We start from the raw sequence: 24,707 nt of genomic DNA on the forward strand, positions 1-24,707 counted from the left end.
CCGCGGCTTGCGCCGCGCGCCCTCCGGGCGGGGGGGCTTTGCCCCCCGTCGCGCGAAGGGCGCGACTCCCCCCAGGATATTTTTGAACAGGAGATGGGGCAGGGAGAGGGGTGAGCTTCTACCGGTATGTTTCGGGGGGGCCGGATCTTTGGCGGGATATTTGCAGGGGGCGGGTTGCGGGGGCGGGGGGTTTCTGAAAGCCTGCGGGGACCTGTGTCGAAAGTGAGCCTATGCTGCCGATCCTTTTGAAGACACTGCCGTTCTTTGCACTGATCGGGCTGGGCTATCTGGCCGGACGCACGCGGTTCTTCGGGGCCGAGGCGACGGCGGCGCTGACGAAATTCGTGTTCTATTTTGCGCTGTCGGCGATGCTGTTCGGCTTTGCGGCCAATCTGTCGCTGGGGCAGATTTTCGAGTGGAGTTTTGTCTTTGCCTATCTGTCGGCGTCGGTCCTGGTGTACCTGCTGGCCACCGGCGTGGCGCTGTGGCGCGGCGTGTCGGTGGAGGAGGCGGCGGTCGAGGCGCAATGCGCGGTAATCGGCAATGTGGGCTTTCTGGGGGTGCCGATGCTGGTGCTGTTGCTGGGGGCGGCGGCGGCGGGGCCGGTTCTGCTGGTGCTGGCGGTGGATCTGATCGTGTTTTCAAGCGTGATCACGCTGGTGATCACGGCGCGGCGTGAAGGCCGGATGAGCCTTGGGATTTTCCGGGTGCTGGGGCTGGGGCTCTTGAAGAACCCGATGATCGTGTCGATCGTGCTGGGGCTTGCCTGGGGGGCGACGGGCTGGGCGGTGCCGGGGCCGGTGAATGAGTTCATGACCACGCTGGGGGCGGCGGCGACGCCGGGGGCGTTGTTTGCCATTGGGGCGTCTTTGGCAGGGCGCGCGGCAGAGCGGGTGCAGGTGGCGGTGTGGCTGGCGTTTGCCAAGTTGGTGCTGCATCCGGCGGCGGTGGCGGTGGCGGCGCTGGTGATTTTCCCGGTGGAGCGCTATGCGGCGGGGGTGATGATTGCGGCAGCCGCCCTGCCGGTGGCGGGGAATGTGTATATATTGGCGGCGCATTTTGGCGTGGCACCGCAGCGGGTGTCGACGGCGATTTTGCTGTCGACGGCGGCATCGGTGCTGACGGTGACGGCGGTGATTGCCTTGGTGAATGGAGGAACGGGATGAAGACGGTATCGGAAAACAGGGCGTTTGGTGGGGTTCAGGGGGTGTATTCGCATGCATCCGCCGCCACGGGGACCGAGATGACCTTTGGCCTGTTCCTGCCCGAAGGGGCCGAGGACGGGCCGGTGCCGCTGGTGTGGTTTCTGTCGGGTCTGACCTGCACGCACGAGAATGCGATGGTGAAATCGAACGCGCAGCGCTGGGCGGCGGAGGCGGGCGTGGGGGTGGTGTTTCCCGACACCTCGCCGCGCGGGGCGGGGGTGGCGGATGATGCGGCCTTTGATCTGGGGCAGGGGGCGGGGTTCTATGTGAACGCGACGCAAAAGCCTTGGGCCCCGCAGTTCCGGATGTGGGATTATGTGACCGAGGATCTGCCAAGGTTGCTGTTCAGCGCGTTTCCGCTGGCCGAGGAGGCGCAGGCGATTACGGGGCATTCGATGGGCGGGCATGGCGCGCTGACCATTGCGATGAGCTTTCCGGGGCGGTTCAAGTCGGTGTCGGCCTTTGCACCGATCTGCCATCCGACCGCTGGCGACTGGGGGCGCAAGCAGTTTGCGGCTTACCTCGGGAAGGACGAAAGCACATGGGCCGCGCATGACGCCACGCTGTTGATGCGCAAGCGCGGGTTTGACGGGCCTATTCTGGTGGATCAGGGGACGTCGGACCAGTTTGTCGATCTGTTGAAGCCCGAGGCGCTGGCCGAGGCGATGGCAGCGCGGCGGCAGGGCGGGGCGGTGCGGATGCAGAAGGGTTATGACCACAGCTATTTCTTCGTGTCCACCTTCATGGAGGAGCATATCGGCTTTCATGCGAAAGCGCTGTATGGCTGAGCGATGACACGGGTGTTCATTGATGCCGATGCCTGCCCGGTGAAGGCCGAGGCCGAGCGGGTGGCGACGCGGCATGGGGTGCGGATGCTGGTGGTGTCGAATGGCGGCATCCGGCCATCGCCGAACCCGCTGGTGGAGAGCGTGTTCGTGGCCGCCGGCCCGGATGAGGCGGACAAGTGGATTGCCGACAGCTGTGGCCCCGGCGATGTGGTGGTGACCGGGGATATTCCCTTGGCCGCGAAATGCGTGGCGGCGGGGGCGCGGGTGGTCAAGCACAATGGCGAAGAGCTGAACACCGCCAATATCGGCATGGTGCTGGCGACGCGCGATCTGATGCAGGATCTGCGCAGCGCCGATCCGTTCCGGCAGGGTGGCGGGCGGCCGTTTTCCAAGGCGGACCGGTCACGGTTTCTGGATTCGCTGGACCGGTTGGTGCGGGCGGCGCAGCGGATGGGTGGCGCGTGAACGGGGTATTTCGGCAAGGCAGGGGTGCAAAGTGACACGACCGGAAGCGGTGGTTTTCGATATCGGCAATGTGCTGATGCATTGGAACCCGGAGGGGTTTTACGATGCCCGTCTGGGTGAGGCCGGGCGGCGGCGCTTGTTTGCCGAGACCGGGATCGAGGCGATGAACGTGGCCATCGATGCGGGCGCGCCGTTCCGGGCGACGGTGGAGGCGCATGCGGCGGCGCATCCCGAGTGGGCGGAGGATATCCTGTGCTGGTATCACAACTGGATCGACATGGCGTCGCCACGGATCGAGGGGTCGATTGCCCTGTTGCGGGCGTTGCGGGCCAAGGGGGTACCGGTCTTGGCGCTGACCAATTTCGGCGATGACAGTTTCACCTTTGCGCAAAGCCAGTATGATTTCCTGAACGAGTTCGACCGGGCTTTTGTTTCGGCCCGGATGGGGGTGATCAAGCCGGAGGCGGAGATTTACCGGCAGCTGGAAGAGGCGACGGGACTCGCGCCGGACCGGCTGATCTTTACCGATGACAAGGCGGAAAACATCGAGGCGGCGGCGGCGCGGGGCTGGCGGGTGCATCTGTTCACCGGCTGGCAGGGATGGGCCGGGCGGCTGGTGGACGAGGGATTGCTGACGAAAACGGAGGCGGGGTTGTGACAGTGCGGATCATCGGGCCGGAGGTCGAGGCGCGGCTGACGTGGGGCGGGCTGATGGCCGCGCTGGAGGCGGGGCACAGGCGCCCGAGGGCGGAAATCCGCGATATGGTGCTGTATCGTGGCGGGGATACGCTGCTGAACCGTGCCGCGTGGATTGATGGGCTGGGGCAGCTGGTGAAGGTGGCCACGGTGTTTCCGGGCAATGGCGCGCAGGGGTTGCCGAGCGTGAACGGGGCGGTGACGCTGTATGATGACCGCACCGGCGTGCTGACTGCGCTGGTCGATTTCCATCTGGTGACGAAGTGGAAGACGGCGGGCGATTCGCTGCTGTCGGCCCGGCGGCTGGCGCGCAAGGACTCGCGCCGAATTCTGCTGGTGGGGGCGGGGACGGTGGCGCGGTCGATGGTCAGCGCCTATGGCAGTGCCTTCCCGCAGGCGGAGTTTACGGTGTGGAGCCGGAACCGTTCCACGGCGCAAGCCATGGGGTTGCCGGTGGCCGAGGATCTGGAAGCGGCGGTGCGGCAGGCGGATATCATCTGCACGGCCACCATGGCAAAGGAACCGCTGATCAAGGGGGCATGGCTGCAACCGGGGCAGCATCTGGACCTGATCGGGGCCTATACCCCGGCCATGCGCGAGGTGGATGATGACGCGATGGTGCGGGCGCGGCTGTTTGTGGACAGCCGGGCCACCACGATTGGCCATATCGGTGAATTGATAGAGCCGATCCGCAGCGGGGCCTTGTCCGAATCGGATGTGATCGCCGATTTCTACGATGATCCGGCGGGATATGTGCGCCGGTCCGACGACGAGATCACGATTGCCAAGAACGGCGGCGGGGCGCATCTGGACCTGATGACGGCGGATTACATCGCAAGGATGGCGGCAAGCGCCCTGTGATACGGGGCGCTGCAGGAACTGACGGATGATCACAGCGTTACCTTTGCAGCCCTGATCCTCAGGACGTCATGACGCTGGAGAAATTTATGTCTGTGAAACTGCATGTCGAAACGGCCGGCCCTGCCGAGGGTCGTCCCGTCATTCTGATCCATGGCTGGCCACTTTCGGGCAAGGCGTGGGAGCATCAGGTTCCGGCATTGGTCGACGAAGGCTTTCGCGTCATCACCTATGACCGGCGCGGCTTTGGGCAATCCGACAAGCCCGAGGGTGGGTATGACTATGATACCCTTGCACAGGACCTGTCTGACCTGATCGAGGCGCATGATCTGAAGGATGTGACGCTGGTCGGGTTTTCGATGGGGGGCGGCGAGGTGGCCCGCTATATCCGCAACCACGGCGAAGACCGGTTGCGCAGCGTGGTCTTTGCCTCGTCCGTGACACCGTTCATGCTGCGGTCGGGTGACAACCTGCAGGGGCCGTTGACCGAAGAGGCCGCGCAAGAGATGGAAAGCGCCTTGCGCAAGGATCGCGCGGCGTTCTTCGACCAGTTCAGCCGCGATTTCTTTTCTGCGGATGGTGAGTTGAAGGTGTCGGAGGAGGAACGGCAGGAGGCCATTGCCCTGTGCGAGCAATCAGACCCCTCGGCGGCCCTGCAGTGCATGGCGGCGTTTGGCACCACCGATTTCCGTGATGATCTGGAAAAGGTTACGGTGCCGACACTGGTGCTGCACGGCGATGCCGATGGAATCGTGCCGTTTGTCGGATCTGGGGCCCGCACCGGCACGCATATCAAGCACAGCACGACCGCGCTGATCGAGGGTGCCCCGCATGGCGTGAATGCAAGCCACGCCAACGCGTTCAACGCCTCGCTGATCCGTTTTCTGAACGACTGATCCCGGCGACTGATCGCTGTGTTACAGCCCCTCGCCCTGTCGTGACAGCATGGCAGCGCGGGGGGGATTTCAGGACGGCTTTCGCACGACTATATGGATAGCATGAACCGCAGAACCGCCATATTGGCCCCGCTCGCCCTTTTCGCGCTTGGCGCACCGGCCTTCGCTGCGCCGATTTCGCTGGCTGATCTTTCCGCCTATCTGAACGGGCTGACCACGGTGCAGGCCGATTTCACGCAAGTGAACGGTGATGGCACCATTGCGACTGGCAAACTTTTCATCCGGCGGCCTGGGCGCATCCGGTTCGAATATGCGCCGCCCGACCGGTCGCTGGTGATGGCGGGGGGCAGTCAGGTGGCGATCTTTGACGCCAAATCCAACCAGCCGCCCGAGCAATACCCGCTGCGCCGGACGCCGCTGAACCTTATACTGGCGGCGGATGTCAATCTGGGCCGGGCCAGCATGGTTGTCGGTCACCGCGAGGTGGAGAACACCACGCGGGTGATCGCGCAAGATCCGGAAAACCCGGCCTATGGCACCATCGAGCTGGTGTTCACTGCCGGCCCGGTGGAGCTGCGCCAGTGGATCATCACCGATGACGTGGGCAACAAGACCACGGTGATTCTGGGCGAGATGATCAAGGGCGGGTCGATGCCGGCGTCCTATTTCGACATCACGGCGGAAACGCGCAAACGCGGCCTGTAAAGGCCGCGTCCGGGGCGCAGGCCCGTTTTTGCGATGTCAGGCGCGGCCGCAGCTGGCCAGCTGTCTGGCATACATGTTTGACCGATTCTGGACGCGGGCGGCCACATCGACCAGCCAGGGCTTGGCCAGATAGCTTTGCCGGGCAAAACCGGTGCGCCCTTCGTGATAGGCCAGATACTGATGCTGCGCATCGGTCTTTGGCACACCCAGCCGCCGCTGGGTCTGGTCCATGTACCAGCCCATGAAATCGGTGGCGTCGGTGATCCGGTCGCGCCGGGCAGAGCGGCGGTTCTGTTCCTGCTGATATTCTTCCCAGGTGCCGTCCAGTGCCTGTGAATACCCATAGGCCGAAGATTGCCGCCCCATCGGGATGACCCCCAGCGCAAACTGGTGCGGGGTCTGGGCGTTGCCGATGAATTTCGATTCCTGATGGATGGTGGCCATCTGCACATGAATGGGAACACCCCATTTGCGTTCGGTCGCCTGCATCGCACGGAAGTACTGCGGACGCTCACGCACGATGGCGCAGGCGTTTTCCAAATCACGGGGCGCCGAGAACTTGCCACTGCCGCCGCCGCATGCGGCCAGCAACAACAAAAGCATCGACGCGCGGAGAAGTCTGCTCATTTGCCACTCGCACGTTTATTTTTATTATCTTGATGATAGGGCAAATATGCTGCGGGGGAAATGGGGCACAGCGGCCGTTCAGATCAGAAATCCGAGAGTGAGCGGTAAAGTGATGATGGCCAGCAGGGTCGAGGCGATGACAAGGCCCGCCACCGCATCGGCATCGGCCCCGTATTTTTCGGCCAGCATGTAGGAGGTGACCGCGACCGGCGTGCTGATCTGCACCACCAGAACCGCAAAGGCCACCTGGTCCAGCGCGAAGAAGCGGCCCACCGCCACCGCGACCGCCACGGTCAGCACAGCCCGCATCAGCGACAGCCAGACCGCCCGGCCCAGCCGGCCCGGCGTCAGCCGCGCCACGGCGACGCCCAGGGTGATCAGCATCATCGGAATGGCGATCTGGCCCAGCAGGGTCAGCGAATTGGTCAGCCAGACCGGGGTGTGCCAACCCTGCCACAGGAACAGCGCCCCCAGCATGGTGGCCCCCATCGCCGGTTCCCGGACGATGCGCCAAGGCGAGCCACCGCCCGACACCAGCCAGATGCCGAAGGTAAAGCTCCACACCATCATCACCGCAAAGATCACCACCGCATAGCCAAGTCCGGCCTCGCCAAAGGCGAACATCGCAAGGGGCAGGCCGACATTGCCGGTGTTGCCGAAAATCAGCGGGGCCAGATAGGTGCGCCGGTCCAGCCCCAGCCCCTTGACCACGCCCCACAGGATCAGGGTCAGCGCGCCGTAAGCCACGATGGCGGCCAAGGTGACAGCGGTCAGCGCCGCCGGCTCCAGCTCGGTTTTCATCAGCGCGGTGAAGATCAGCGCTGGCACCGACAGGGTCATCGACAGGCGGGTGATGAACTCCATCCGGTATTCATGACCGGTCTTTACCCAGAGATACCCGATGGCACCAAGCAGGCCGACCGGTGCCACGATTTCCAGCACTGTGAGGATAAGGACCACAGTTTGTTTCCTTAAATCAACGCCTGTCAGGTGGACAAGGCACTTGCATCGGGATTAATAACCAACAAGAGGGAACGCAATCCGATGCTGAGACTGACACCCAAATACCACCTCGGTCAGGTGCTTCGGCACCGCAAGCATCCGTTCCGGGGTGTGGTCTTTGATGTTGACGCGATGTTTTCCAATACCGACGAATGGTATGACAACATTCCCGAAGAAAGCCGCCCCCGCAAAGACCAGCCGTTTTACCACCTGCTGGCCGAAAATGACCAAAGCTTTTACGTCGCCTATGTGTCGGAACAGAATCTGGTTCCCGATGAAACCGGCGAGCCTGTGGGCCACCCAGATCTAGGCGATCTGTTCGGTGATTTCGAAGACGGGCGCTATCCGTTGCAATTTCAGCTGAACTGACGGGCCGGCATTGACCAGTCCGTAATCTTTGCGCGCTAGGCTTTTGCCGAACGCCGGAGAGCTGGAATGAAACTTGACTGTGAGATGACCCCGGACCTGCTGATCGTGCGGGTGCGCCAGCCGCGCATCGATGCTGCGGGTGCGATTGATTTCAAGGACAGGATGCGCGATCTGACCGCGGCCGCCCGCGGCCGGGTGGTGCTGGATCTGTCCTGTGTCACCTTTATCGACAGTTCGGGGCTGGGCGCGGTGGTGGCGGTGCGCAAATCGCTTGGCCCCGACCGGCCGTTGGAACTCGCAGCCCTGACCCCATCGGTCGACAAGGTGTTCCGCCTGACCCGGATGGATTCGGTTTTCACCATTCACCCTGATGTCCCGGGTCTTGCGGGCAACATTCGTGATGTCGTGTGATGCCGGGGCACGCCTGACCCGCTTTGTCATCGCGGCCGACCCGATGTCGGTCCGGCACGCATTGCAGGCGGTGTTTGCCCGGTTGACGGCCTGGCGGATGAGCGCGGATGCCCGCGACAGCGCCCAGATTGTGCTGGCCGAAGCCCTGAACAACATTGTCATACATGCCTATGCACAGGCTCCGGGAGAGATTGAGGTCACGCTTGACCTGTCGGCCACAGAACTGACCTGCCGGATCGTGGACGCCGGTCTGCCACTGCCCGGCTGCTCGGTTCTTCCCGCATGGGTCGCCCCGTCGCCCGGTGGCTGCGACTTGCCAGAGGGAGGCTATGGCTGGCACCTGATTCGCACCCTGTCGCAAGACCTGAGCTATCGGCGTGAGGGCGGGCGGAATTTTCTGACCTTCAAGATTTCGTCGTAGCATTGCCCGAAGTGACCCGCGCTTTGTTTCAGGACCACAGGAATTGACGCAATGCTGCCTGAATTTTCCCCAGAAATGGACGCGAAGTTTGCCGATACTTTTTGGGTAGCCGCATAACGGCTTCTCTCGGCGCTGCGGATAATGCCCCCAACCAGTTCGCGGCGCCGAGATTCTTATGCTGTTTGCACTCTGCCGCGCTGCTGATTAGCGTGGCCCCCGACAACAAGGGGGCACCATGCGCGATTTTCACCTTCCGGGCCGGTCGGCCGTCTATGCCGAAAACGGGGTTTGCGCCACGTCGCACCCGCTTGCCGCGCAGGCAGCGATAGAGGTGCTGAAGGCGGGCGGCAATGCGGTGGATGCGGCGATTGCGGGCGCGGTGCTGCTGGGGTTCTGCGAACCGCAAATGACGGGGTTGGGTGGCGATTGCTTTGTGCTGCTGAAACCGGCGGGGCAAGAGCGGGTGCTTGCGCTGAACGGGTCGGGGCGGGCACCGGCGGGTCTGTCGGCGGATGAGATGCGCGACCGGGAGCTGACGGCGGTGCCGCTGCGCGGGATTGAATCGGTGACGATGCCCGGCGCGGTGGATGCGTTCTGCACCCTGTCTGCCGATTGGGGCAGCCTGCCGCTGGCGCAGGTGCTGGCCCCCGCGATCCATTATGCCGAAACGGGCGTGCCGGTGGCCCCGCGCGTGGCCTTTGACTGGGCCGATGACGCGCCCGCGCTGCAGGGCCGGGCGCGCGATCTGTTCCTGATGGGGGGTGACGCCCCGCGCGCGGGTCAGGTGTTCCGCGCGCCGGGTCAGGCCGAGGTGCTGCGGCGGATCGCGGCTGAGGGCCGTGCCGGGTTCTATGAGGGCGAGGTGGCGGAGGACATGATCGCCAGCCTGCGGGCCTTGGGGGGGACGCATACGCTGGACGATCTGGCCGCGACGCAGTGCACCTGGGGCGACCCGGTGCAGGGCAGCTACAAAGGGATTGATCTGCTGGAGCATCCGCCGAACGGGCAGGGCGCGACGGCGATTTTGCTGCTGAACATCCTGTCGCAGTTCGACCTGGCGGCGATGGACCCGTTTGGCGCGGCGCGCGTGCATCTGGAGGCAGAGGCCGCCAAGCTGGCCTATGATGCGCGCAACCGGTTCATCGCCGACAGGACGGCGCGGCTGGATCATATGCTGAGCATGGACACGGCGGCAAAGCTGGCGGCGTTGATTGACCCGCGCAAGGTGATTGCCGCCGCGGCCCCGCTGACTGAGGCGATCCACCGCGACACAATCTATATCACCGTGGTGGACCGCGACCGGATGGCGGTGTCGCTGATCTATTCGGTGTTCTGGGGCTTTGGGGCGGGGCTTGCGTCGGACAGGTTCGGCCTGTGCTTCCAGAACCGGGGGGCGGGGTTCACCCTGTCCGAAGGGCACCCGAACGAGGCGGCGGGCGGCAAGCGGCCGATGCATACGATCATCCCGGGCATGGTGATGGAGGATGGCCGGGTGACGATGCCTTTCGGCGTGATGGGCGGCGGCTATCAGCCGGCGGGGCATGCGCGGCTGATTTCCAACATGCGCGATTTCGGGATGGATGTGCAGGCCGCGATCGACGCGCCGCGCAGCTTTGCCGCCAATGGCGCGTTGGAGGTGGAGCGGGGCTATGGAGATGGCGTGCGGGCAGAGCTGGCGGCGCTGGGGCATCAGGTGACCACGCCCGACACCCCGCTTGGCGGCGCGCAGGCCATTGTGATAGGCGCGGATGGCGTGCTGACGGCTGGGTCCGATCCGCGCAAGGATGGCATTGCGCTGGGGTATTGAAATGAGTGTGGACTACGATGGGTTGCGCAGCGCGGTTTTGTCGCTGACGCAAGGCGAGACCGATGCGGTGGCGCTGATGGCGACGGTGGCCTGCGAGGTGCACCACGGGCACCCCTTCAGTGACTGGACCGGGTTCTACCGGGTGGTTGCCCCCGAGCTGCTCAAGATCGGGCCGTATCAGGGTGGGCATGGCTGTCTTGTGATCCCGTTTTCGCGCGGGGTCTGCGGGGCGGCGGCGCGGACGGGGCAGGTGCTTAACGTGCCCGATGTGGATGCCTTTCCGGACCATATCGCCTGTGCGTCAAGCACGCGGTCGGAACTGGTGCTGCCGGTGTGGACTGGGGCGGGCGTGCTGCTGGGGGTGTTCGATCTGGACAGCAACACCCCTGCGGCCTTTACCGCGCAGGACGAGGCGTTCTTTACCGCCCTGTTGGCGGATGTGTTCCGCGACGCGGTCTGAAAGGGAATAATGATGGCTGAGATTACGCTTCTTGACGGCGGCATGGGGCAGGAGCTGATTGCGCGGGCCGGCGATGACCGATCACCGCTGTGGGCCACGCGGGCGATGATCGACCACCCCGGGCTGGTGCGTGAGGTGCACGCCGAGTATTTTGCGGCGGGCGCATCGGTGGCGACCACCAACACCTATAACATCCTGCATGACCGGCTGGAGCGCGAAGGGCTTGACGCGTTCTACCACGCGCTGCATCTGAGCGCGCTGTTTCAGGCGCATCAGGCGCGGGCCGAGCATGGGCGGGGCATCATTGCCGGGTCGATGGGGCCGCTGGGTGAAAGCTATCGCCCCGACCTGACACCGCCGGTTGCGGTGTCGGCGGCGCTGTATGCGGAAAAGGCGCGGCTGATGGCGGCGCATGTCGATGTGATCCTGTGCGAAACGATGTCGTCGATTGATCTGGCGCGCGGGGCTTTGCAGGGGGCACAGGCGGCGGGGGTGCCGGTCTGGCTGTCGGTGTCGGTGGATGACCGGGATGGCAGCAAGCTGCGGTCGGGCGAGCCGGTGGCGGCGCTGGCCGAGGTGATTGCCGCACATCCCACAGCGGCGGTGCTGGCGAACTGTTCGATGCCCGAGGCGATGCTGGCGGCATTGCGTGAGCTTTCCAAACTGGGGCTGCCGTTCGGGGCCTATGCCAACGGCTTTTCCGAGATTTCCAGCCTGCCGCTGCCCGACAGCAATGATGCCCCCGCGTATACCCACCGCCACGACCTGACGCCGGAGAAATATGCCGATTTCGTGCTGCAATGGGTCGATCTGGGTGCCACGATTGTTGGCGGCTGCTGCGAGGTGGGACCGGCGCATATACGCCATCTGGCGGAACGGTTGCGGGCGGCGGGCCACAGCATCGTATGACAAGGCGCATTGCCCCCGACCATGCCCCCAGTCTGATCCCCGATTTCGGCTATGACCCGCCGGATGTGCCGCTGTCGATCCTGCATGAGGATGCGCATATTCTGGTGGTGGACAAACCCGCCGGGCTGCTGAGCGTGCCGGGCAAGCTGGAGGGGCGGCAGGATTGCCTGATCAGCCGGTTGCAGGCGGCCTATTGGGATGCGCTGGTGGTGCATCGGCTGGATTGCGACACGTCGGGCGTGATGATCTTTGCCCGCACCAAACAGGCGCAGGGCTTTCTGGGGCAGGAGTTCGAGAAGCGCCGGGCGAAGAAGACCTATGTGGCGCGGGTCTGGGGCGTGATGGAAGGTGACCGGGGCCATGTCGATCTGCCCTTGGGCAGCGACTGGCCGCGCCGCCCGCGCCAGATGGTGGACCATGAAAACGGTCGCCCGGCGCGCACCGATTGGGAGGTGACCGGGCGCAACGAAACCGAGACGCGGGTGCGCCTGCACCCCTTAACCGGGCGCAGCCATCAACTGCGGGTGCATATGCTGGCGCTGGGCCATGTGATCATCGGCGACCAGATTTATGCCACGGGCGCGGCGCGCGACGCCCCGCGCCTGATGCTGCATTCCGAGACGCTGTGTCTGCACCATCCGGCCACAAACGAACGCGTGACCTTCAGCGCCCCGCTGCCATTCTGATCAAATCCGCTTTCCTCTGGCGCTGTTAATAGTCTAAGCAATTGGCATGAGATGGACGTTGCCAAATATCCTGACGGTGATGCGCCTGATTGCAGCGCCCGGCGTCGCGGTCATGTTTTTGTATTTCCACCGCCCCTGGGCCGACTGGTTCGCGCTGGCGCTGTTCGTGGTGGCTGCCATCACCGACTGGTTCGATGGCTATATCGCCCGGCGCTGGCAGCAGGAGTCGAAATTCGGCGCCATGCTGGACCCGATTGCCGACAAGGCGATGGTGGTGATCGCGCTGGTGATCATCACGGGGTATTCGGGGATGAACCCGTGGCTGATCCTGCCGGTCACGCTGATCCTGTTTCGCGAAGTGTTTGTGTCGGGGCTGCGGGAGTTTCTGGCAGACAAGGCCGGACTTCTGAAGGTGACCAAACTGGCCAAGTGGAAAACGACAGCGCAGATGGTGGCGATTGCGGTGCTGTTTCTGGGCACCGGGCTGGAGCATCTGGAAGGCATCGCGCGGCGCGGCATGACCACCGAGCAATATGCCGGGCTGGTTACGCAAGGGCTGGCCGATCCGCTGCGGTCTTGCGGGGCGCGGGGCTGTTCATCGGTGGCCACGCTGGTCGGGCTGGGGCTGATCTGGGCGGCGGCGGTGCTGACACTGATCACGGGCTGGGATTATTTCCGCAAATCGCTGCCGTTTCTGAAGGATGAATAACCGTGAAGGTCGAGGTTGTGTATTTCGCCTGGGTGCGCGAACGGATCGGGTTGCCGCGTGAACGGGTGACGACCGAGGCCGAGACCGTGGCCGGTCTGATTGCCGAACTGGTGGCGCGCGAAGACCGCTATGCAATGGCCTTTGCCGATCTGACCAGCCTGCGGGTGGCGCTGGATCAGGAGCTGGCTGATTTTGACGCGCCACTGGCCGGGGTGCGTGAGGTGGCGTTCTTTCCGCCGATGACCGGGGGCTGACATGCGGCTTATCGTGCAGGCAGAGCCGTTTGATCTGGGGGCCGAGTCGGTGGGGTTTGCCGCTGGCGCTGCCGGGGCCGGGGCGGTGGTGACCTTTACCGGCATTGTGCGCGACAATGGCGGTGCCTTGGCGGCGATGGAGATCGAACATTACCCCGGCATGACCGAGCGCGCGATTGCCGCGATCATGGATCAGGCGGCAGCCCGCTGGACGTTGGTCGATGCCTTGGTCATCCACCGTTACGGGCGGCTGGCGGGGGGCGAGATGATCATGATGGTCGCCACAGCATCGGCGCACCGGGCCGATGCCTTTGCGGCGGCGGAGTTTCTGATGGATTACCTGAAATCGCGCGCGCCGTTCTGGAAAAAGGAACTTGGGGCGGAGGGCGAGTCCTGGGTGGCGGCCAAGGATGAGGATGAGGCGGCTTTGCGCCGCTGGCAGCGCGTGTGAAAACCCCCGGCAGGAGGATTTGGCAAAGGGGCAAAGGCTGGTGGCTTTCTTGCGCCGCAGTGGCGTGGTAGGGCTTGGCTCATGGAACAATTGCCCAGCAAAGAGCAGATCCTGCACTGGATCACCGAAAACCCCGGCCTTCAGGCCAAGCGCGATATTGCGCGCGCCTTTGGCATCAAGGGGGCGGCGCGGATTGAATTGAAGCGCATTCTGGCCGAGTTGGAGGATGAGGGGCAGGTGGCCAAGAAGGGCCGCAGCTACCGCGACCCCGAAAGCCTGCCGCCGGTGTCGATCCTGATCATCACCGGGCCGGATGCGCAGGGCGATGTGTTTGCCCGGCCGATGGAATGGGGCGGCGAGGGCGAGGCCCCGCGCGTGCTGTTCATCGCCAAGAAGGGCGATCCGGCGCTGGCGGCGGGGGACCGGATTCTGGCACGGCTGTCGCCGGTCGATGTGGGCGAATACCAGTATGAGGCGCGGCTGATCCGCCATATCGGCACCAACCCGCTGCGGGTGCTGGGCGTGTTCCGCTCAGGCGCCGAAGGTGGGCGGATTGTGCCCATCGACAAGGGGCAGGACAAGGAATGGCGCGTCGGGCGCGACATGACGCTGGGCGCATCGGACGGTGAGCTGGTCGAGGGCGAGGCCATCGGGCGGCGCAACATGGGCCTGCCGCAGGCGCGGATCACCGCCGTTCTGGGCGACCCGTCGGGGCCGCGTGCGGTCAGCCTGATTGCCATCCATCAGCACGGCATCCCCGACCAGTTCCCCGATGCGGTGATTGCCGAGGCCGACCGGGCAGAGCCTGCGGGGATGGACGGGCGCGAGGATCTTCGGGATCTTGCGCTTTTGACGATCGACCCCGCCGATGCGCGCGACCGCGATGACGCGGTTTTTGCCGAGCATGACAAGGAACCGGGCAATCCGGGGGGCTTTGTCGTCTGGGTGGCAATTGCCGATGTGGCCTATTACGTGCGCCCCGGATCGGCGCTGGACCGCGAGGCGCGCAAGCGCGGCAATTCCACCTATTTCCCCGACCGGGTGGTGCCGATGCTGCCCGATATTCTGTCGGGCGATCTGTGCAGCCTGCATCAGCACGTGGACCGCGCCTGTCTGGCGGTGCGGATGCGGCTGGATGCGCAAGGGGCCAAGGTCAGCCACCGCTTTGTGCGCGGGATCATGCGGTCGGTCGCCAGCCTGAGCTATGAACAGGCGCAGGCGGCGATTGATGGCGCCCCGGATGCGGTGACCGAACCGCTGCTGGAGGGGGTGTTGAAGCCGCTGTATGCCGCCTATGCTGCGACCAAACATGCCCGCGCGCTGCGCCAGCCGCTGGACCTGGACCTGCCGGAGCGCAAGATCGAGCTGTCTGACAGCGGTGAGGTCAAGGCGGTGTCGTTCAAGGAACGCTTTGACGCGCACCGGCTGATCGAGGAATTCATGATCCTTGCCAATGTGGCGGCGGCGGAAGAGCTGGTGCGGTTGAAACAGCCGCTGCTGTTCCGGGTGCATGAGGAACCCACGCCCGAAAAGCTGGACAGTCTGCGCGAGGTGGCGGAGGCGTCGGGCTTTGTGCTGGCCAAGGGGCAGGTGTTGCAGACCCGGCACCTGAACACGCTGCTGGCGGCGGCGCAGGGGACCGAGTTTGACGAATTGCTGAACATTTCCACCCTGCGCAGCATGACGCAGGCCTATTATTTCCCGCAGAACTTTGGCCATTTCGGGCTGGCCTTGAAGAATTACGCGCATTTCACCAGCCCCATCCGGCGTTATTCCGACCTGATCGTGCACCGGGCGCTGATTGCCGGGCATCGCTGGGGCAAGGATGGCTTGTCGGTGGCGGATGTGGAAACGCTGGAGGAAACTGCCAAGCTGATTTCCGACAGCGAGCGGCGCAGCATGGCGGCGGAGCGTGATACGACCGACCGCTACCTTGCCGCCTATCTGGCCGACCGGGTGGGGGCAGAGTTCACCGGGCGGATTTCCGGCGTGCAGCGCTTTGGCCTGTTCGTGAAGCTGGACGAGACCGGGGCCGACGGGCTGATCCCCATTCGCAGCATCGGGCGCGAGTTCTTCCATTATGATCAGGACAGCCAGACGCTGACCGGGGCCGATAGCGGCATGACCATCGGCATTGGCCAGCGGGTAACGGTGCGGCTGGCCGAGGCGACGCCGGTGACGGGCGGCATCACACTGGACCTTTTGAACATCGAGGGCGGGACGATGCCGAAGTCGTCGCCGCGCCGGGGGCGGTTCAATCCGCGCAAGCCGGGGCAGGCGGCGGCCAAGGACAGCAAGCTGAAACGCAAGGTACTGCGCAAGCGGCGCTAACGGCGGCGAAGGGGTGTTGCGCGGTGAGGGGGCGCAACCCCCTCGCCCTTCTGCGGGGAAGCGCGTAGGGTCGGTGCTGCGCTGACCAGAGAGACCTTTTGCATGCAGATACCGCCGCTTGCCCTGACCCGTGATATCGTGCTGATCGGCGGCGGGCATGCGCATGCGCTGGTGCTGCGGATGTGGGGGATGGACCCGCTGGCGGGGGCGCGGGTGACGGTTGTGAACCCCGGGCCGGTCGCCCCCTACACCGGCATGTTGCCGGGGGCGATTGCGGGACATTACACGCGCGACGCGATGATGATCGACCTTGTGCGGCTGGCCCGCTTTGCCGGGGCGCGGGTGATCCTTGACCGCGCCTGCGGCATCGACCGCGCGGCGGGGCAGGTGGTGCTGACCTCGGGGCGGCGGCTGCGCTATGATGTGGCATCCATCGACATCGGCATCGCGTCGGATCTGCCCGATGTGCCGGGCTATGCCGAACATGGCGTCGCGGCCAAGCCGTTGGGGGCCTATGCCGCGCGGTGGGAGGCGTTTGTGGCGGCAGCGGGGTCTGACCCGCAGCTGACCATCATCGGTGCGGGTGTCGGCGGGGTCGAACTGGCGCTGGCCTCGGCGCACCGGTTGCGGGGTCTGGGGAAGGTGCCCCGCATCACGCTGCTGGACCGGGGGGCAGAGGCGCTTACGGGCGTGTCTGCCGGCACACGGGCCACGCTGCTGGCGGCGTTGCGCGACCATGGGGTGGCGCTGATCACCGGGGTCAGTGTGGCGCAGGTGTTGGCGGATGCGGTGGTGCTGACCGATGGACGGCGGCTGGCATCGGACTTCACGCTGTCGGTGGCAGGCGCACGTCCGCAGGACTGGCTGACGCAGACCGGGCTGGCGCTGACCGATGGGTTTGTCGATGTGGGGCCGACGCTGCAAAGCTCGGACCCGGCGATTTTTGCAGTGGGGGATTGTGCGCACCTGACCCATGCGCCCCGGCCCAAGGCAGGGGTGTTTGCGGTGCGGGAGGCGCCGTTCCTGCTGCACAACCTGCGCGCGGCGGTATCCGGTGGCGCGATGCGCCGATACCGCCCGCAGCGCGATTATCTGAAGCTGGTGTCGGTGGGCGGCAAGACCGCCGTGGCCGACAAGTTCGGCCTGCGGGCAGGCGGGGGGTGGCTGTGGGGGGTGAAAGACCGGATCGACGCGAAGTTCATGGCGAAGTTTGCCGCGTATCCGGCGATGGCCCGGCCTGCGCTGCCGAAGGCGCATGCCTTTGGGATGCGTGAGGCGATGGGCGACAAGCCGATGTGTGGCGGCTGCGGGGCCAAGGTGGGGGCGGGGGCGTTACGGGTGGCGCTGGGCAATGTGCCCGCGCCGGCGCGGATGGATGTTCTGTCGGGGCCGGGGGATGATGCGGCCCTGCTGCGCGTGGGTGGGCAGGATCAGGTGATCACCACCGACCATCTGCGCGCCTTTAGCCACGACCCGGCGCTGATGGGTCGGCTGGCGGCGGTGCACGCGCTGGGTGATGTCTGGGCGATGGGGGCGGACCCGCAGGCGGCGCTGGCGCAGATCACCCTGCCGCGCTTGTCCGATGGGTTGCAGGCCGACATGCTGGCCGAGGTGATGCAGGCAGCGAGCGCCGTGTTCCGCTCGGCGGGGGCGGATGTGGTGGGCGGGCATTCGTCGGTGGGCGATGAGCTGACCGTGGGCTTCACCGTGACCGGGCTGCTGGCGGGGGCCGCGCGTACCAAGGGCGGGGCGCGGGAGGGCGATGCGATTGTGCTGACCAAGCCGCTGGGCAGCGGCGTTGTTCTGGCGGCTGAGATGGCGCTGGTGCAGGCGGATCTGGACCTGACTGGCGGGCTGATGCTGGGCGAGATCTGGGCGGGCGGCATCACCAGCATGGCCCGCCCCCTGGGTCCGGCGGCGGCGATTCTGCGCGGGCGCGCGCACGCGATGACCGATGTGACCGGCTTTGGTCTGGCGGGGCATTTGTGGGAGATGCTGGAGCCGGAGGGTCTGGGGGCCACGCTGTCGCTGGCCGATGTGCCGCTGCTGCCGGGGGCCGAAGGGCTGGCGGCGCAGGGTGTGGCGTCAACCCTTGCGCCCGCCAACCGCGCGGCGGTGGGCGGGCAGGTGGAGGGCGGTTCCGGCCCAAGGCTGGACCTGCTGTTTGACCCGCAGACCTGTGGCGGGTTGCTGGTGTGCCTGCCCGCCGACGCTGTCGATGAGGTGCTGGCCGCGATGGGCCGCGCCGGGGAATTGGCGGTGGTTATCGGGCAGGTGACGGCAGGGCCGGGGCGGATTGTTCTGCGCTGACGGCGCGTGGGGCGGATGCGCTTCTGGCGGGAGTATTTCAGAAAGGTGCAAACCGGCAGGGGTCAGCGCGGGCGGATGGCGTCGGCAATGCGGCGGGCCAGATCGGGCAGGGTGTCGGGGTCGAGGGTTTGGGTCTGGATCTCTGTGGTGCCTTGCATGCTGCGGGCGCGGTGTTTGGCATAGCGCGGGTCGTAGTGGTGCTGCATCAGGCTGGTGGCGAGGGCGGCGAACTGGCCGTCGTCGGCCAACGCGCGCCACTCGGCGATGCGTTCCGCCGGATGCGAGGGCTTCAGCCGGTCGATGACCGCGCCAAGGCGCTGGGCGTCGGCGGCAATATCGGCATAGGCCTGCGTCAGATAGCGGGCACGGGCGGCAAGCGGGGCGGCGATGGCAATGCGCGGCGCCTGCACCATGGCGCGCCACAGGTTGGGTGGCAGGCTGAGGCTGCCGATCTTCGAGCTTTCCGCCTCGACCACCACCGGACGGGTGGGGTCTAGCCGGGCCAGGGCCATGGCCAGCTGCCCTTCAAACCTGCGTTGCGACGGCTGCGCGCCCATGGCCCCGAAGACTGATCCGCGATGGCAGGCCAGCCCTTCAAGGTCGATCACCTGCACCCCCATGTCCGCCAGATGCGCCAGCACGCTGGTCTTGGCGGTGCCGGTGTTGCCATCAAGCACGATCACCGGGCCGGGGATCGGGGCTTGCAGCGCGTCGACCACCAGCCGGCGCCAGGTCTTGTAGCCGCCGCTGACAATCTGCACCCGCCAGCCGATCTGCGACAGGATGGTGGCGAAAGACCCCGAGCGCTGGCCGCCGCGCCAGCAATAGACCAGCGGTTGCCAGCCACCGGGCCGGTTGGCCAGCGGCCCCATCAGGTGCGCGGCAGCATTTTTCGCCACCAGCGCTGCGCCAAGTTTGCGCGCATCAAAGGGCGAGACCTGTTTGTAGATGGTGCCCACCCGCGCCCGCTCGGCATCATCCAGCACCGGCAGCGAGATCGCGCCGGGCAGATGGTCGTCGGCAAATTCTGCGGGCGCGCGCACGTCGATGATGTCATCAAAGCGCAAGGCCAGCACATCGGCCAGTGAAGTCAGGTCTACGGCCATTCTGCCCCCTTTATCGGCGACAGCTTTAGCGGGTGGTGGGCTGGGTGCAAGGGCGCTCCGGTCAGCCCGCCATGGCCGCCACCTTTGCATGGCAGGGGCAGGTTACCAGATGGTCATTGACCATGCCGGTCGCCTGCATGAAGGCGTAGACGATGGTCGGGCCGCAAAAGGTGAAGCCTTCGGCCTTCAGCGCCTTTGACATGGCTTGCGAAACAGGGGTCTGGGCGGGCACCTGTGACAGGGTTTGCCATTGGTTTTGCGGGATCTTTCCGTCCTGAAATGCCCAGATGAAGTTGGAAAACCCGTCCCGCTGGTCTATCCGCAGAAAGGCCCGGGCCGAGAGAATCGTGCCGGCAATCTTGCCGCGATGCCGCACGATGCCGGGGTTGGCCAGCAGGCGGGTGATGTCATCCTCGCCCCAATGCGCAATGATGTCCGGCCGAAACCCTTCGAACGCCGTGCGGAAACTGTCGCGCTTTTTCAGGATCGTGATCCAGCTCAGACCCGCCTGAAAGCCGTCAAGGATCAGCTTTTCCCACAAAGCCCGGCTGTCGCGTTCGGGCACGCCCCATTCATGATCATGATAGTCCACATAAATCTGCTCTGTCCCGCACCAGCCGCAACGTGTTTGTGCATCGCCGTTCATCTTTGGTCACCCGATGTCCCGTCATTCGGACAATTGGAACAAAATGTGAAACTTTACGCAAGATTTACCCACGTGGTGCCATCGTCGGCAAGGTTTTGATACAGGGGCGCTGCCTGATGCGACACAACGAAATCCCGCTTCCGGATGTGCCGCTGGCCGCAAGCAGCCCTTTGGCCGTTGCGGTTTCGGAACGGGACCGTCAGACCATTGCCATGGTGCGCGATGCGATGGGCAAGGGCCGGTTGCGGCTGGCCTATCAACCGGTGGTCCTGTCCGCCGACACCAGCCGGATCGGGTTTTACGAAGGGTTGATGCGCGTGCTTGACCCGGCAGGCCGCGTTATTCCCGCCCGCGATTTCATGCCTGCGGTCGAGGCGCATCAGATTGCGCGCGATATTGACTGCGCCGCGCTGACCATGGGGCTGGCGACATTGGTGCAGCAACCGCAGATCCGTCTGGCGGTCAACATGTCGGCCCGGTCCATCGGCTATCCGAAATGGACCGCCATTCTGCGCAGCATCCTGCGCGCGCATCCCGGTGTGGGGGAACGACTGATTCTGGAAATCACCGAAAGCTCTGCCATTCTGATGCCGGAAATCGTGGTCGCCTTCATGGAAAGTCTGCATGCCGAAGGCATTGCCTTTGCGATGGATGATTTTGGCGAAGGCTTTACCGCCATTCGTTATTTCAAGGAATTCTCTTTTGATATCGTCAAGATCAGCGGTCATTTCATTCGGAACATCCATGCGGATGCCGACAATCAGGTGGTGACGGCGGCCCTTCTGGCGATTGCGCGGCAGTTCGACATGATGTGCGTGGCCGAATCTGTCGAACTTCTTGCCGATGCCGAGTATCTGCAGGCGCTGGGGGTGGATTGTATGCAGGGCTACCTGTTTGGCATGCCAACAGTGCTGCCGGACTGGGCCGCCAAAGACCGCCACCTTGCCTGACGCTTGCCCTTGATGACGTAAGGTCACACCGGCACCGCAAGAATCTTGCGCTTTGGTGCACAGCGGCTTAGGTCAAAAGAGAAGGCAGGGGAAAGGCCCTCTGTCGCCTTGGCCTAGGGAGAGAGATCGTATGACCAATGTCGTAATCGTTGCCGCGGGGCGGACCGCAGTGGGCAGCTTCAATGGCGCTTTTGCCAATGTGCCTGCGCATGATCTGGGGGCCGCCGTGATTTCAGGCGTGGTAGAGCGTGCCGGGATCGACAAGGCCGAGGTTGAGGAAACCATTCTGGGTCAGGTGCTGACCGCAGGTCAGGGCCAGAACCCCGCGCGGCAGGCCCATATCAAGGCCGGTCTGGCGAAAGAGGCCAGCGCATGGTCGCTGAACCAGGTCTGCGGCTCGGGCCTGCGGGCGGTGGCGCTGGGGGCGCAGCATGTGCAGCTGGGCGATGCGCGCATCGTTGTGGCCGGGGGGCAGGAAAACATGTCGCTGTCGCCCCATGTCGCGCATCTGCGCGCCGGGCAGAAGATGGGCGATCTGAATTTCATCGATTCGATGATCCGCGATGGCTTGTGGGATGCCTTCAACGGCTATCACATGGGCCAGACGGCGGAAAACGTCGCCAACCAGTGGCAGATTTCGCGCGACATGCAGGACCAGTTCGCGCTGGAAAGCCAGAACAAGGCCGAAGCCGCGCAAAAGGCCGGCAAGTTCGCCGATGAGATCATCGCCTATACGGTAAAGGCCCGCAAAGGCGATACGGTGGTGGATCAGGACGAATACATCCGCCACGGTGCCACGCTGGACAGCATGGCAAAGCTGCGCCCGGCCTTCGCCAAGGATGGTTCGGTGACGGCGGGCAACGCCTCGGGCCTGAATGACGGGGCCGCCGCCGTGCTGATCATGTCGGAAGAAGAGGCGGCCAAGCGCGGGCTGACCGTGATCGCCCGGATCGCATCCTATGCCACCGCCGGGCTTGACCCGTCGATCATGGGTGTCGGCCCGATCCATGCGTCGCGCAAGGCGCTGCAAAAGGCGGGCTGGTCGGTCGGCGACCTTGATCTGGTCGAGGCGAACGAGGCGTTTGCCGCACAGGCCTGTGCCGTGAACAAGGACATGGGCTGGGACCCGTCGATCGTGAACGTCAACGGCGGTGCCATTGCCATCGGCCACCCGATCGGGGCGAGCGGTTGCCGCATCCTGAACACGCTGCTGCATGAAATGGCGCGGCGCGATGCGAAAAAGGGTCTGGCGACCCTGTGCATCGGCGGGGGCATGGGCGTTGCCATGTGTCTGGAGCGCTAAGACAATTCGTCGCTGCAACTGCACAATGGGCGCGCAATAATCTTGCGCGCCCATTGGCTTAGCGATACGTATATTTCAAGAGATGCCAGAATAGGGAGGATACCATGGCTCGTGTTGCATTGGTTACGGGGGGCTCGCGCGGGATTGGCGCGGCGATTTCCGTGGCGCTGAAAGCCGCTGGCTACACTGTTGCCGCGAATTACGCCGGCAATGAAGAGGCGGCGAACGCCTTTACCGAAAAGACCGGGATTCCGACCTATAAATGGTCCGTTGCTGATTATGACGCCTGCGCCGCCGGCATCAAACAGGTCGAGGCGGATCTGGGTCCGGTCGATGTGCTGGTCAACAATGCAGGCATCACCCGTGATGCGATGTTCCACAAGATGACCCCCGCCCAGTGGAAAGAGGTGATCGACACCAATCTGAGCGGGCTGTTCAACATGACCCATCCGCTGTGGTCGGGCATGCGTGACCGCAAGTTTGGCCGGGTGATCAGCATTTCCTCGATCAACGGACAGAAGGGGCAGGCCGGTCAGGCCAACTATTCCGCCGCAAAATCGGGCGATCTGGGCTTTACCAAGGCGCTGGCACAAGAAGGCGCGCGCGCCGGCATCACGGTCAACGCCATCTGCCCCGGCTATATCGGCACCGAGATGGTCCGCGCGATCGACGAAAAGGTGCTGAACGAGCGGATCATTCCGCAAATCCCGGTGGGCCGTCTGGGCGAACCCGAAGAAATCGCGCGCTGCGTGGTGTTTCTGGCCGCCGACGACGCGGGCTTTATCACGGGTGCCACCATCACCGCGAACGGCGGTCAGTATTTCGTCTGATCCGTCCGGGCAAAATGAAAGGGCCGTCCCTTGTGGGGCGGCCCTGTTCTTTCAGACTTTCGCCATGCTGCCTGCTGGCTTGCGGCGGAAGAAGCTGATGACGCTGCGCATCATGTCTGCCATGGCTTGCGCACGCAATGCGCGGGCTTCGCGCATGATGGCATCGTGATCCTGTCTTACGTATTCTTCCAACATCGGACATTCCTTTTATGGACATGTCCTCCCTGCCTTTGAAAATGCCTGTCCGATCAGTGTATTGCAAGCCCAGAGTCCATGCAGTTTGCGCAATGCCGCTGCCCGCAAGGCGCAATGCCGGGCTTGACCTTGCGGTGCGGCTGGCGTCTGGTCTGCGCCGGTTGGCGGGTGCAAAGGGGCAGAGTCGTGACACAGGGCAGGGCCACGGCCATCGGGTTTTCGGCGGTTCTGATGTGGGCGCTGCTGGCGCTTTTCACCATCGGATCGGCACCGGTGCCACCGTTTCTGCTCAACGCGCTGTGCTTTGGAATCGGCGGCGGGTTGGGCCTGATCTGGACGGCCCGGCGCGGGTTCGGGGTGCTGGGCCAAGTGTCGTGGAAGGTGTATGCCTTTGGCACGGTTGGCCTTTTTGGCTATCACTTCCTGTATTTCACCGCCTTTCGCATCGCGCCCACGGCGGAAACCGGCTTGATCGCCTATCTGTGGCCCTTGTTCATCGTGTTGTTCTCGGGGCTGCTGCCGGGCGAGCGGTTGCGCCCGCAGCATATCATCGGTGCGCTGGTGGCCTTTGCCGGGGCGGCGCTGATCGTGCTGCGCGGCGGGGTTGATCTGACAGGGGCTTCGGCCCCCGGTCTGCTGCTGGGCTTTGGCTGTGCGATCACCTGGGCGGGGTATTCGGTGCTGTCGCGGCGTCTGGGCAAGGTGCCGACGGAAAGCGTGACCGTGTTTTGCATGGCCACGGCCGCACTTTCGCTGGTGGCGCATCTGGCGCTGGAGGAGACGGTCTGGCCTGCCTCCACCCTCGGCTGGCTGTCGGTTCTGGCGCTTGGTCTTGGCCCGGTGGGGGCGGCGTTCTTTACCTGGGACATCGGCATGAAAAAAGGCGACATTCAGATGCTGGGTGTCGCGTCCTATGCGGCACCCTTGCTGTCCACGCTGGCGCTGATTGCCGCGGGCATAACGCCTGCCACCCCCGTTATCGGGGTGGCAGCGCTGTTGATTGCCGGGGGCGCTGCGCTGGCGGCGCGTGCAAGCGCCGCTGCGCCAAAGCCCTGAGGGCAGTTATGCCTGCGTGGTCCTATGCCTGCGCAAGGCGGGTGATTTCTTCCTTCAGCTTCATCTTCTGCTTTTTCAGGTCAGAGATTTTCAGGGCATCCGTTGCCGGACTGCGCTGTTCGCGTTCCACGATGTCTGAGAGGTGCTCATGCTTGCGGCGCAGTTCCTGCAGGTGCGAAGCAACGGTCATCTTAACCCTCCTTTGGTCGGTTCAAGTATGACAATTGCATCACAAGAGCCGAGTCGTGTCGCCCTAAATCG

The 24,707-nt window shown here is 64.6% G+C and carries 29 protein-coding genes; 23 read left to right on the forward strand and 6 right to left on the reverse strand.

The genetic code is table 11. The features are described from left to right. Positions 1–230 precede the first annotated feature (230 nt). From EEB11_RS03555 to EEB11_RS03585, 7 genes are all read left to right on the forward strand, one after another. Positions 231–1,166, forward strand: a complete 936-nt coding sequence (locus tag EEB11_RS03555; protein WP_135429042.1) for an AEC family transporter — start codon at positions 231–233, stop codon at positions 1,164–1,166. Then, positions 1,163–1,993: an S-formylglutathione hydrolase gene (fghA, locus tag EEB11_RS03560; RefSeq protein WP_135429043.1), complete on the forward strand. Its 831-nt coding sequence runs from the start codon at positions 1,163–1,165 to the stop codon at positions 1,991–1,993. Before EEB11_RS03555 ends, fghA begins: the two co-directional genes overlap by 4 nt. Positions 1,994–1,996: 3 nt before the next feature. Further along, a complete protein-coding gene (locus EEB11_RS03565) occupies positions 1,997–2,458 on the forward strand; it encodes a YaiI/YqxD family protein (RefSeq protein ID WP_135429044.1) in 462 nt (153 codons plus the stop codon). 31 nt (positions 2,459–2,489) lie between these two features. Beyond that, positions 2,490–3,116 carry an HAD family hydrolase gene (locus EEB11_RS03570; RefSeq protein WP_354002082.1) on the forward strand — a complete coding sequence of 209 codons (627 nt, stop codon included), beginning with the start codon at positions 2,490–2,492 and terminating at the stop codon, positions 3,114–3,116. Further along, positions 3,113–4,015 (forward strand): ornithine cyclodeaminase family protein, encoded by a 903-nt coding sequence (locus EEB11_RS03575; protein ID WP_135429045.1) that lies wholly within the window; start codon positions 3,113–3,115, stop codon positions 4,013–4,015. Before EEB11_RS03570 ends, EEB11_RS03575 begins: the two co-directional genes overlap by 4 nt. An 86-nt stretch (positions 4,016–4,101) precedes the next feature. Continuing rightward, positions 4,102–4,908 carry an alpha/beta fold hydrolase gene (locus EEB11_RS03580; protein ID WP_210114841.1) on the forward strand — a complete coding sequence of 269 codons (807 nt, stop codon included), beginning with the start codon at positions 4,102–4,104 and terminating at the stop codon, positions 4,906–4,908. A 102-nt stretch (positions 4,909–5,010) separates the two neighbouring features. After that, positions 5,011–5,613, forward strand: coding sequence for a LolA family protein (locus tag EEB11_RS03585; protein WP_135429047.1), 603 nt, complete (start codon positions 5,011–5,013; stop codon positions 5,611–5,613). 36 nt (positions 5,614–5,649) lie between these two features. Here the strand turns inward: EEB11_RS03585 and EEB11_RS03590 are convergent, their stop codons facing one another. Both EEB11_RS03590 and EEB11_RS03595 read right to left on the reverse strand, forming a co-directional pair. Beyond that, positions 5,650–6,240 carry a transglycosylase SLT domain-containing protein gene (locus EEB11_RS03590; protein ID WP_135429048.1) on the reverse strand — a complete coding sequence of 197 codons (591 nt, stop codon included), beginning with the start codon at positions 6,238–6,240 and terminating at the stop codon, positions 5,650–5,652. Positions 6,241–6,318: 78 nt separating this feature from the next. Then, positions 6,319–7,200: an AEC family transporter gene (locus tag EEB11_RS03595; protein WP_135429049.1), complete on the reverse strand. Its 882-nt coding sequence runs from the start codon at positions 7,198–7,200 to the stop codon at positions 6,319–6,321. Between the two features lie 84 nt (positions 7,201–7,284). Here EEB11_RS03595 and hspQ point away from each other — a divergent pair, with 84 nt between their 5' ends. The 12 genes from hspQ to selD all read left to right on the forward strand — a co-directional run bounded on the left by hspQ (position 7,285) and on the right by selD (position 18,360). Next, positions 7,285–7,611, forward strand: coding sequence for a heat shock protein HspQ (hspQ, locus tag EEB11_RS03600; protein WP_135429050.1), 327 nt, complete (start codon positions 7,285–7,287; stop codon positions 7,609–7,611). 66 nt (positions 7,612–7,677) lie between these two features. Continuing rightward, positions 7,678–8,022: an STAS domain-containing protein gene (locus EEB11_RS03605; protein WP_135429051.1), complete on the forward strand. Its 345-nt coding sequence runs from the start codon at positions 7,678–7,680 to the stop codon at positions 8,020–8,022. Continuing rightward, on the forward strand, positions 8,012–8,443 hold the full coding sequence (locus EEB11_RS03610; protein WP_167852648.1) for an ATP-binding protein: 432 nt from the start codon (positions 8,012–8,014) through the stop codon (positions 8,441–8,443). The genes EEB11_RS03605 and EEB11_RS03610 overlap by 11 nt, the downstream gene beginning before the upstream one ends. 235 nt (positions 8,444–8,678) lie before the next feature. After that, the gene (locus tag EEB11_RS03615; protein ID WP_135429053.1) at positions 8,679–10,250 is read left to right on the forward strand and encodes a gamma-glutamyltransferase family protein; all 1,572 of its coding nucleotides are present in this window, start codon (positions 8,679–8,681) and stop codon (positions 10,248–10,250) included. Between the two features lies 1 nt (position 10,251). Next, positions 10,252–10,710, forward strand: a complete 459-nt coding sequence (locus EEB11_RS03620) for a GAF domain-containing protein (protein ID WP_135429054.1) — start codon at positions 10,252–10,254, stop codon at positions 10,708–10,710. Positions 10,711–10,722: 12 nt separating this feature from the next. Beyond that, positions 10,723–11,619 (forward strand): homocysteine S-methyltransferase family protein, encoded by an 897-nt coding sequence (locus EEB11_RS03625; protein WP_135429055.1) that lies wholly within the window; start codon positions 10,723–10,725, stop codon positions 11,617–11,619. Continuing rightward, entirely contained in the window at positions 11,616–12,305 is a 690-nt protein-coding gene (locus tag EEB11_RS03630; RefSeq protein WP_135429056.1) for a pseudouridine synthase, read from the forward strand. The genes EEB11_RS03625 and EEB11_RS03630 overlap by 4 nt, the downstream gene beginning before the upstream one ends. Before the next feature lie 46 nt (positions 12,306–12,351). Next, the gene (gene pgsA, locus EEB11_RS03635; RefSeq protein ID WP_135429057.1) at positions 12,352–13,014 is read left to right on the forward strand and encodes a CDP-diacylglycerol--glycerol-3-phosphate 3-phosphatidyltransferase; all 663 of its coding nucleotides are present in this window, start codon (positions 12,352–12,354) and stop codon (positions 13,012–13,014) included. 2 nt (positions 13,015–13,016) lie between these two features. Next, positions 13,017–13,268, forward strand: a complete 252-nt coding sequence (moaD, locus tag EEB11_RS03640) for a molybdopterin converting factor subunit 1 (RefSeq protein WP_135429058.1) — start codon at positions 13,017–13,019, stop codon at positions 13,266–13,268. Between the two features lies 1 nt (position 13,269). Next, positions 13,270–13,719, forward strand: a complete 450-nt coding sequence (locus EEB11_RS03645; protein WP_135429059.1) for a molybdenum cofactor biosynthesis protein MoaE — start codon at positions 13,270–13,272, stop codon at positions 13,717–13,719. Positions 13,720–13,800: 81 nt separating this feature from the next. Further along, complete coding sequence (rnr, locus tag EEB11_RS03650) at positions 13,801–16,050, forward strand: ribonuclease R (protein ID WP_135429060.1); 2,250 nt, start codon at positions 13,801–13,803, stop codon at positions 16,048–16,050. A 102-nt stretch (positions 16,051–16,152) separates the two neighbouring features. Continuing rightward, a complete protein-coding gene (selD, locus tag EEB11_RS03655; protein ID WP_135429061.1) occupies positions 16,153–18,360 on the forward strand; it encodes a selenide, water dikinase SelD in 2,208 nt (735 codons plus the stop codon). 62 nt (positions 18,361–18,422) lie between these two features. On the opposite strand, the gene mnmH is transcribed toward selD, so the two are convergent. Next, a complete protein-coding gene (gene mnmH, locus EEB11_RS03660; protein WP_135429062.1) occupies positions 18,423–19,466 on the reverse strand; it encodes a tRNA 2-selenouridine(34) synthase MnmH in 1,044 nt (347 codons plus the stop codon). 61 nt (positions 19,467–19,527) lie between these two features. Beyond that, entirely contained in the window at positions 19,528–20,112 is a 585-nt protein-coding gene (locus EEB11_RS03665) for a DNA-3-methyladenine glycosylase I (RefSeq protein WP_135429063.1), read from the reverse strand. Positions 20,113–20,228: 116 nt separating this feature from the next. On the opposite strand from EEB11_RS03665, the gene EEB11_RS03670 reads away from it, so the two are divergent. The 3 genes from EEB11_RS03670 (at position 20,229) to phbB (ending at position 23,195) form a co-directional block, all read left to right on the forward strand. Continuing rightward, positions 20,229–21,062 (forward strand): EAL domain-containing protein, encoded by an 834-nt coding sequence (locus EEB11_RS03670; RefSeq protein ID WP_135429064.1) that lies wholly within the window; start codon positions 20,229–20,231, stop codon positions 21,060–21,062. Between the two features lie 130 nt (positions 21,063–21,192). Beyond that, entirely contained in the window at positions 21,193–22,365 is a 1,173-nt protein-coding gene (locus EEB11_RS03675; RefSeq protein WP_135429065.1) for an acetyl-CoA C-acetyltransferase, read from the forward strand. A 104-nt stretch (positions 22,366–22,469) separates the two neighbouring features. Further along, complete coding sequence (gene phbB, locus EEB11_RS03680; RefSeq protein WP_135429066.1) at positions 22,470–23,195, forward strand: acetoacetyl-CoA reductase; 726 nt, start codon at positions 22,470–22,472, stop codon at positions 23,193–23,195. 51 nt (positions 23,196–23,246) lie between these two features. Here phbB and EEB11_RS19485 read toward each other — a convergent pair whose 3' ends face one another. Next, on the reverse strand, positions 23,247–23,390 hold the full coding sequence (locus EEB11_RS19485) for an RSP_7527 family protein (protein ID WP_167852649.1): 144 nt from the start codon (positions 23,388–23,390) through the stop codon (positions 23,247–23,249). Between the two features lie 186 nt (positions 23,391–23,576). Here EEB11_RS19485 and yddG point away from each other — a divergent pair, with 186 nt between their 5' ends. Beyond that, entirely contained in the window at positions 23,577–24,446 is an 870-nt protein-coding gene (gene yddG, locus EEB11_RS03685) for an aromatic amino acid exporter YddG (protein WP_135429067.1), read from the forward strand. 22 nt (positions 24,447–24,468) lie between these two features. On the opposite strand, the gene EEB11_RS03690 is transcribed toward yddG, so the two are convergent. Then, positions 24,469–24,636: a YdcH family protein gene (locus tag EEB11_RS03690; protein WP_135429068.1), complete on the reverse strand. Its 168-nt coding sequence runs from the start codon at positions 24,634–24,636 to the stop codon at positions 24,469–24,471. Positions 24,637–24,707 lie beyond the last annotated feature (71 nt).

It is taken from the genome of Pseudotabrizicola sediminis, from assembly GCF_004745575.1.
Classification (GTDB): domain Bacteria; phylum Pseudomonadota; class Alphaproteobacteria; order Rhodobacterales; family Rhodobacteraceae; genus Pseudotabrizicola; species Pseudotabrizicola sediminis.

Bases quoted from the DNA above. Each gene is read 5' to 3' on its own strand.
- EEB11_RS03665 (WP_135429063.1), bottom strand. From the start codon at position 20,112: ATGAACGGCGATGCACAAACACGTTGCGGCTGGTGCGGGACAGAGCAG.
- EEB11_RS03610 (WP_167852648.1), top strand. From the start codon at position 8,012: ATGTCGTGTGATGCCGGGGCACGCCTGACCCGCTTTGTCATCGCGGCC.
- EEB11_RS03620 (WP_135429054.1), top strand. From the start codon at position 10,252: ATGAGTGTGGACTACGATGGGTTGCGCAGCGCGGTTTTGTCGCTGACG.
- hspQ (WP_135429050.1), top strand. From the start codon at position 7,285: ATGCTGAGACTGACACCCAAATACCACCTCGGTCAGGTGCTTCGGCAC.
- EEB11_RS03625 (WP_135429055.1), top strand. From the start codon at position 10,723: ATGGCTGAGATTACGCTTCTTGACGGCGGCATGGGGCAGGAGCTGATT.
- EEB11_RS03555 (WP_135429042.1), top strand. From the start codon at position 231: ATGCTGCCGATCCTTTTGAAGACACTGCCGTTCTTTGCACTGATCGGG.
- EEB11_RS19485 (WP_167852649.1), bottom strand. From the start codon at position 23,390: ATGTTGGAAGAATACGTAAGACAGGATCACGATGCCATCATGCGCGAA.
- EEB11_RS03645 (WP_135429059.1), top strand. From the start codon at position 13,270: ATGCGGCTTATCGTGCAGGCAGAGCCGTTTGATCTGGGGGCCGAGTCG.
- EEB11_RS03590 (WP_135429048.1), bottom strand. From the start codon at position 6,240: ATGAGCAGACTTCTCCGCGCGTCGATGCTTTTGTTGTTGCTGGCCGCA.
- EEB11_RS03675 (WP_135429065.1), top strand. From the start codon at position 21,193: ATGACCAATGTCGTAATCGTTGCCGCGGGGCGGACCGCAGTGGGCAGC.
- EEB11_RS03630 (WP_135429056.1), top strand. From the start codon at position 11,616: ATGACAAGGCGCATTGCCCCCGACCATGCCCCCAGTCTGATCCCCGAT.
- EEB11_RS03670 (WP_135429064.1), top strand. From the start codon at position 20,229: ATGCGACACAACGAAATCCCGCTTCCGGATGTGCCGCTGGCCGCAAGC.
- EEB11_RS03565 (WP_135429044.1), top strand. From the start codon at position 1,997: ATGACACGGGTGTTCATTGATGCCGATGCCTGCCCGGTGAAGGCCGAG.
- EEB11_RS03585 (WP_135429047.1), top strand. From the start codon at position 5,011: ATGAACCGCAGAACCGCCATATTGGCCCCGCTCGCCCTTTTCGCGCTT.
- EEB11_RS03580 (WP_210114841.1), top strand. From the start codon at position 4,102: ATGTCTGTGAAACTGCATGTCGAAACGGCCGGCCCTGCCGAGGGTCGT.
- fghA (WP_135429043.1), top strand. From the start codon at position 1,163: ATGAAGACGGTATCGGAAAACAGGGCGTTTGGTGGGGTTCAGGGGGTG.
- EEB11_RS03615 (WP_135429053.1), top strand. From the start codon at position 8,679: ATGCGCGATTTTCACCTTCCGGGCCGGTCGGCCGTCTATGCCGAAAAC.
- pgsA (WP_135429057.1), top strand. From the start codon at position 12,352: ATGAGATGGACGTTGCCAAATATCCTGACGGTGATGCGCCTGATTGCA.
- rnr (WP_135429060.1), top strand. From the start codon at position 13,801: ATGGAACAATTGCCCAGCAAAGAGCAGATCCTGCACTGGATCACCGAA.
- EEB11_RS03605 (WP_135429051.1), top strand. From the start codon at position 7,678: ATGAAACTTGACTGTGAGATGACCCCGGACCTGCTGATCGTGCGGGTG.
- phbB (WP_135429066.1), top strand. From the start codon at position 22,470: ATGGCTCGTGTTGCATTGGTTACGGGGGGCTCGCGCGGGATTGGCGCG.
- mnmH (WP_135429062.1), bottom strand. From the start codon at position 19,466: ATGGCCGTAGACCTGACTTCACTGGCCGATGTGCTGGCCTTGCGCTTT.
- selD (WP_135429061.1), top strand. From the start codon at position 16,153: ATGCAGATACCGCCGCTTGCCCTGACCCGTGATATCGTGCTGATCGGC.
- EEB11_RS03690 (WP_135429068.1), bottom strand. From the start codon at position 24,636: ATGACCGTTGCTTCGCACCTGCAGGAACTGCGCCGCAAGCATGAGCAC.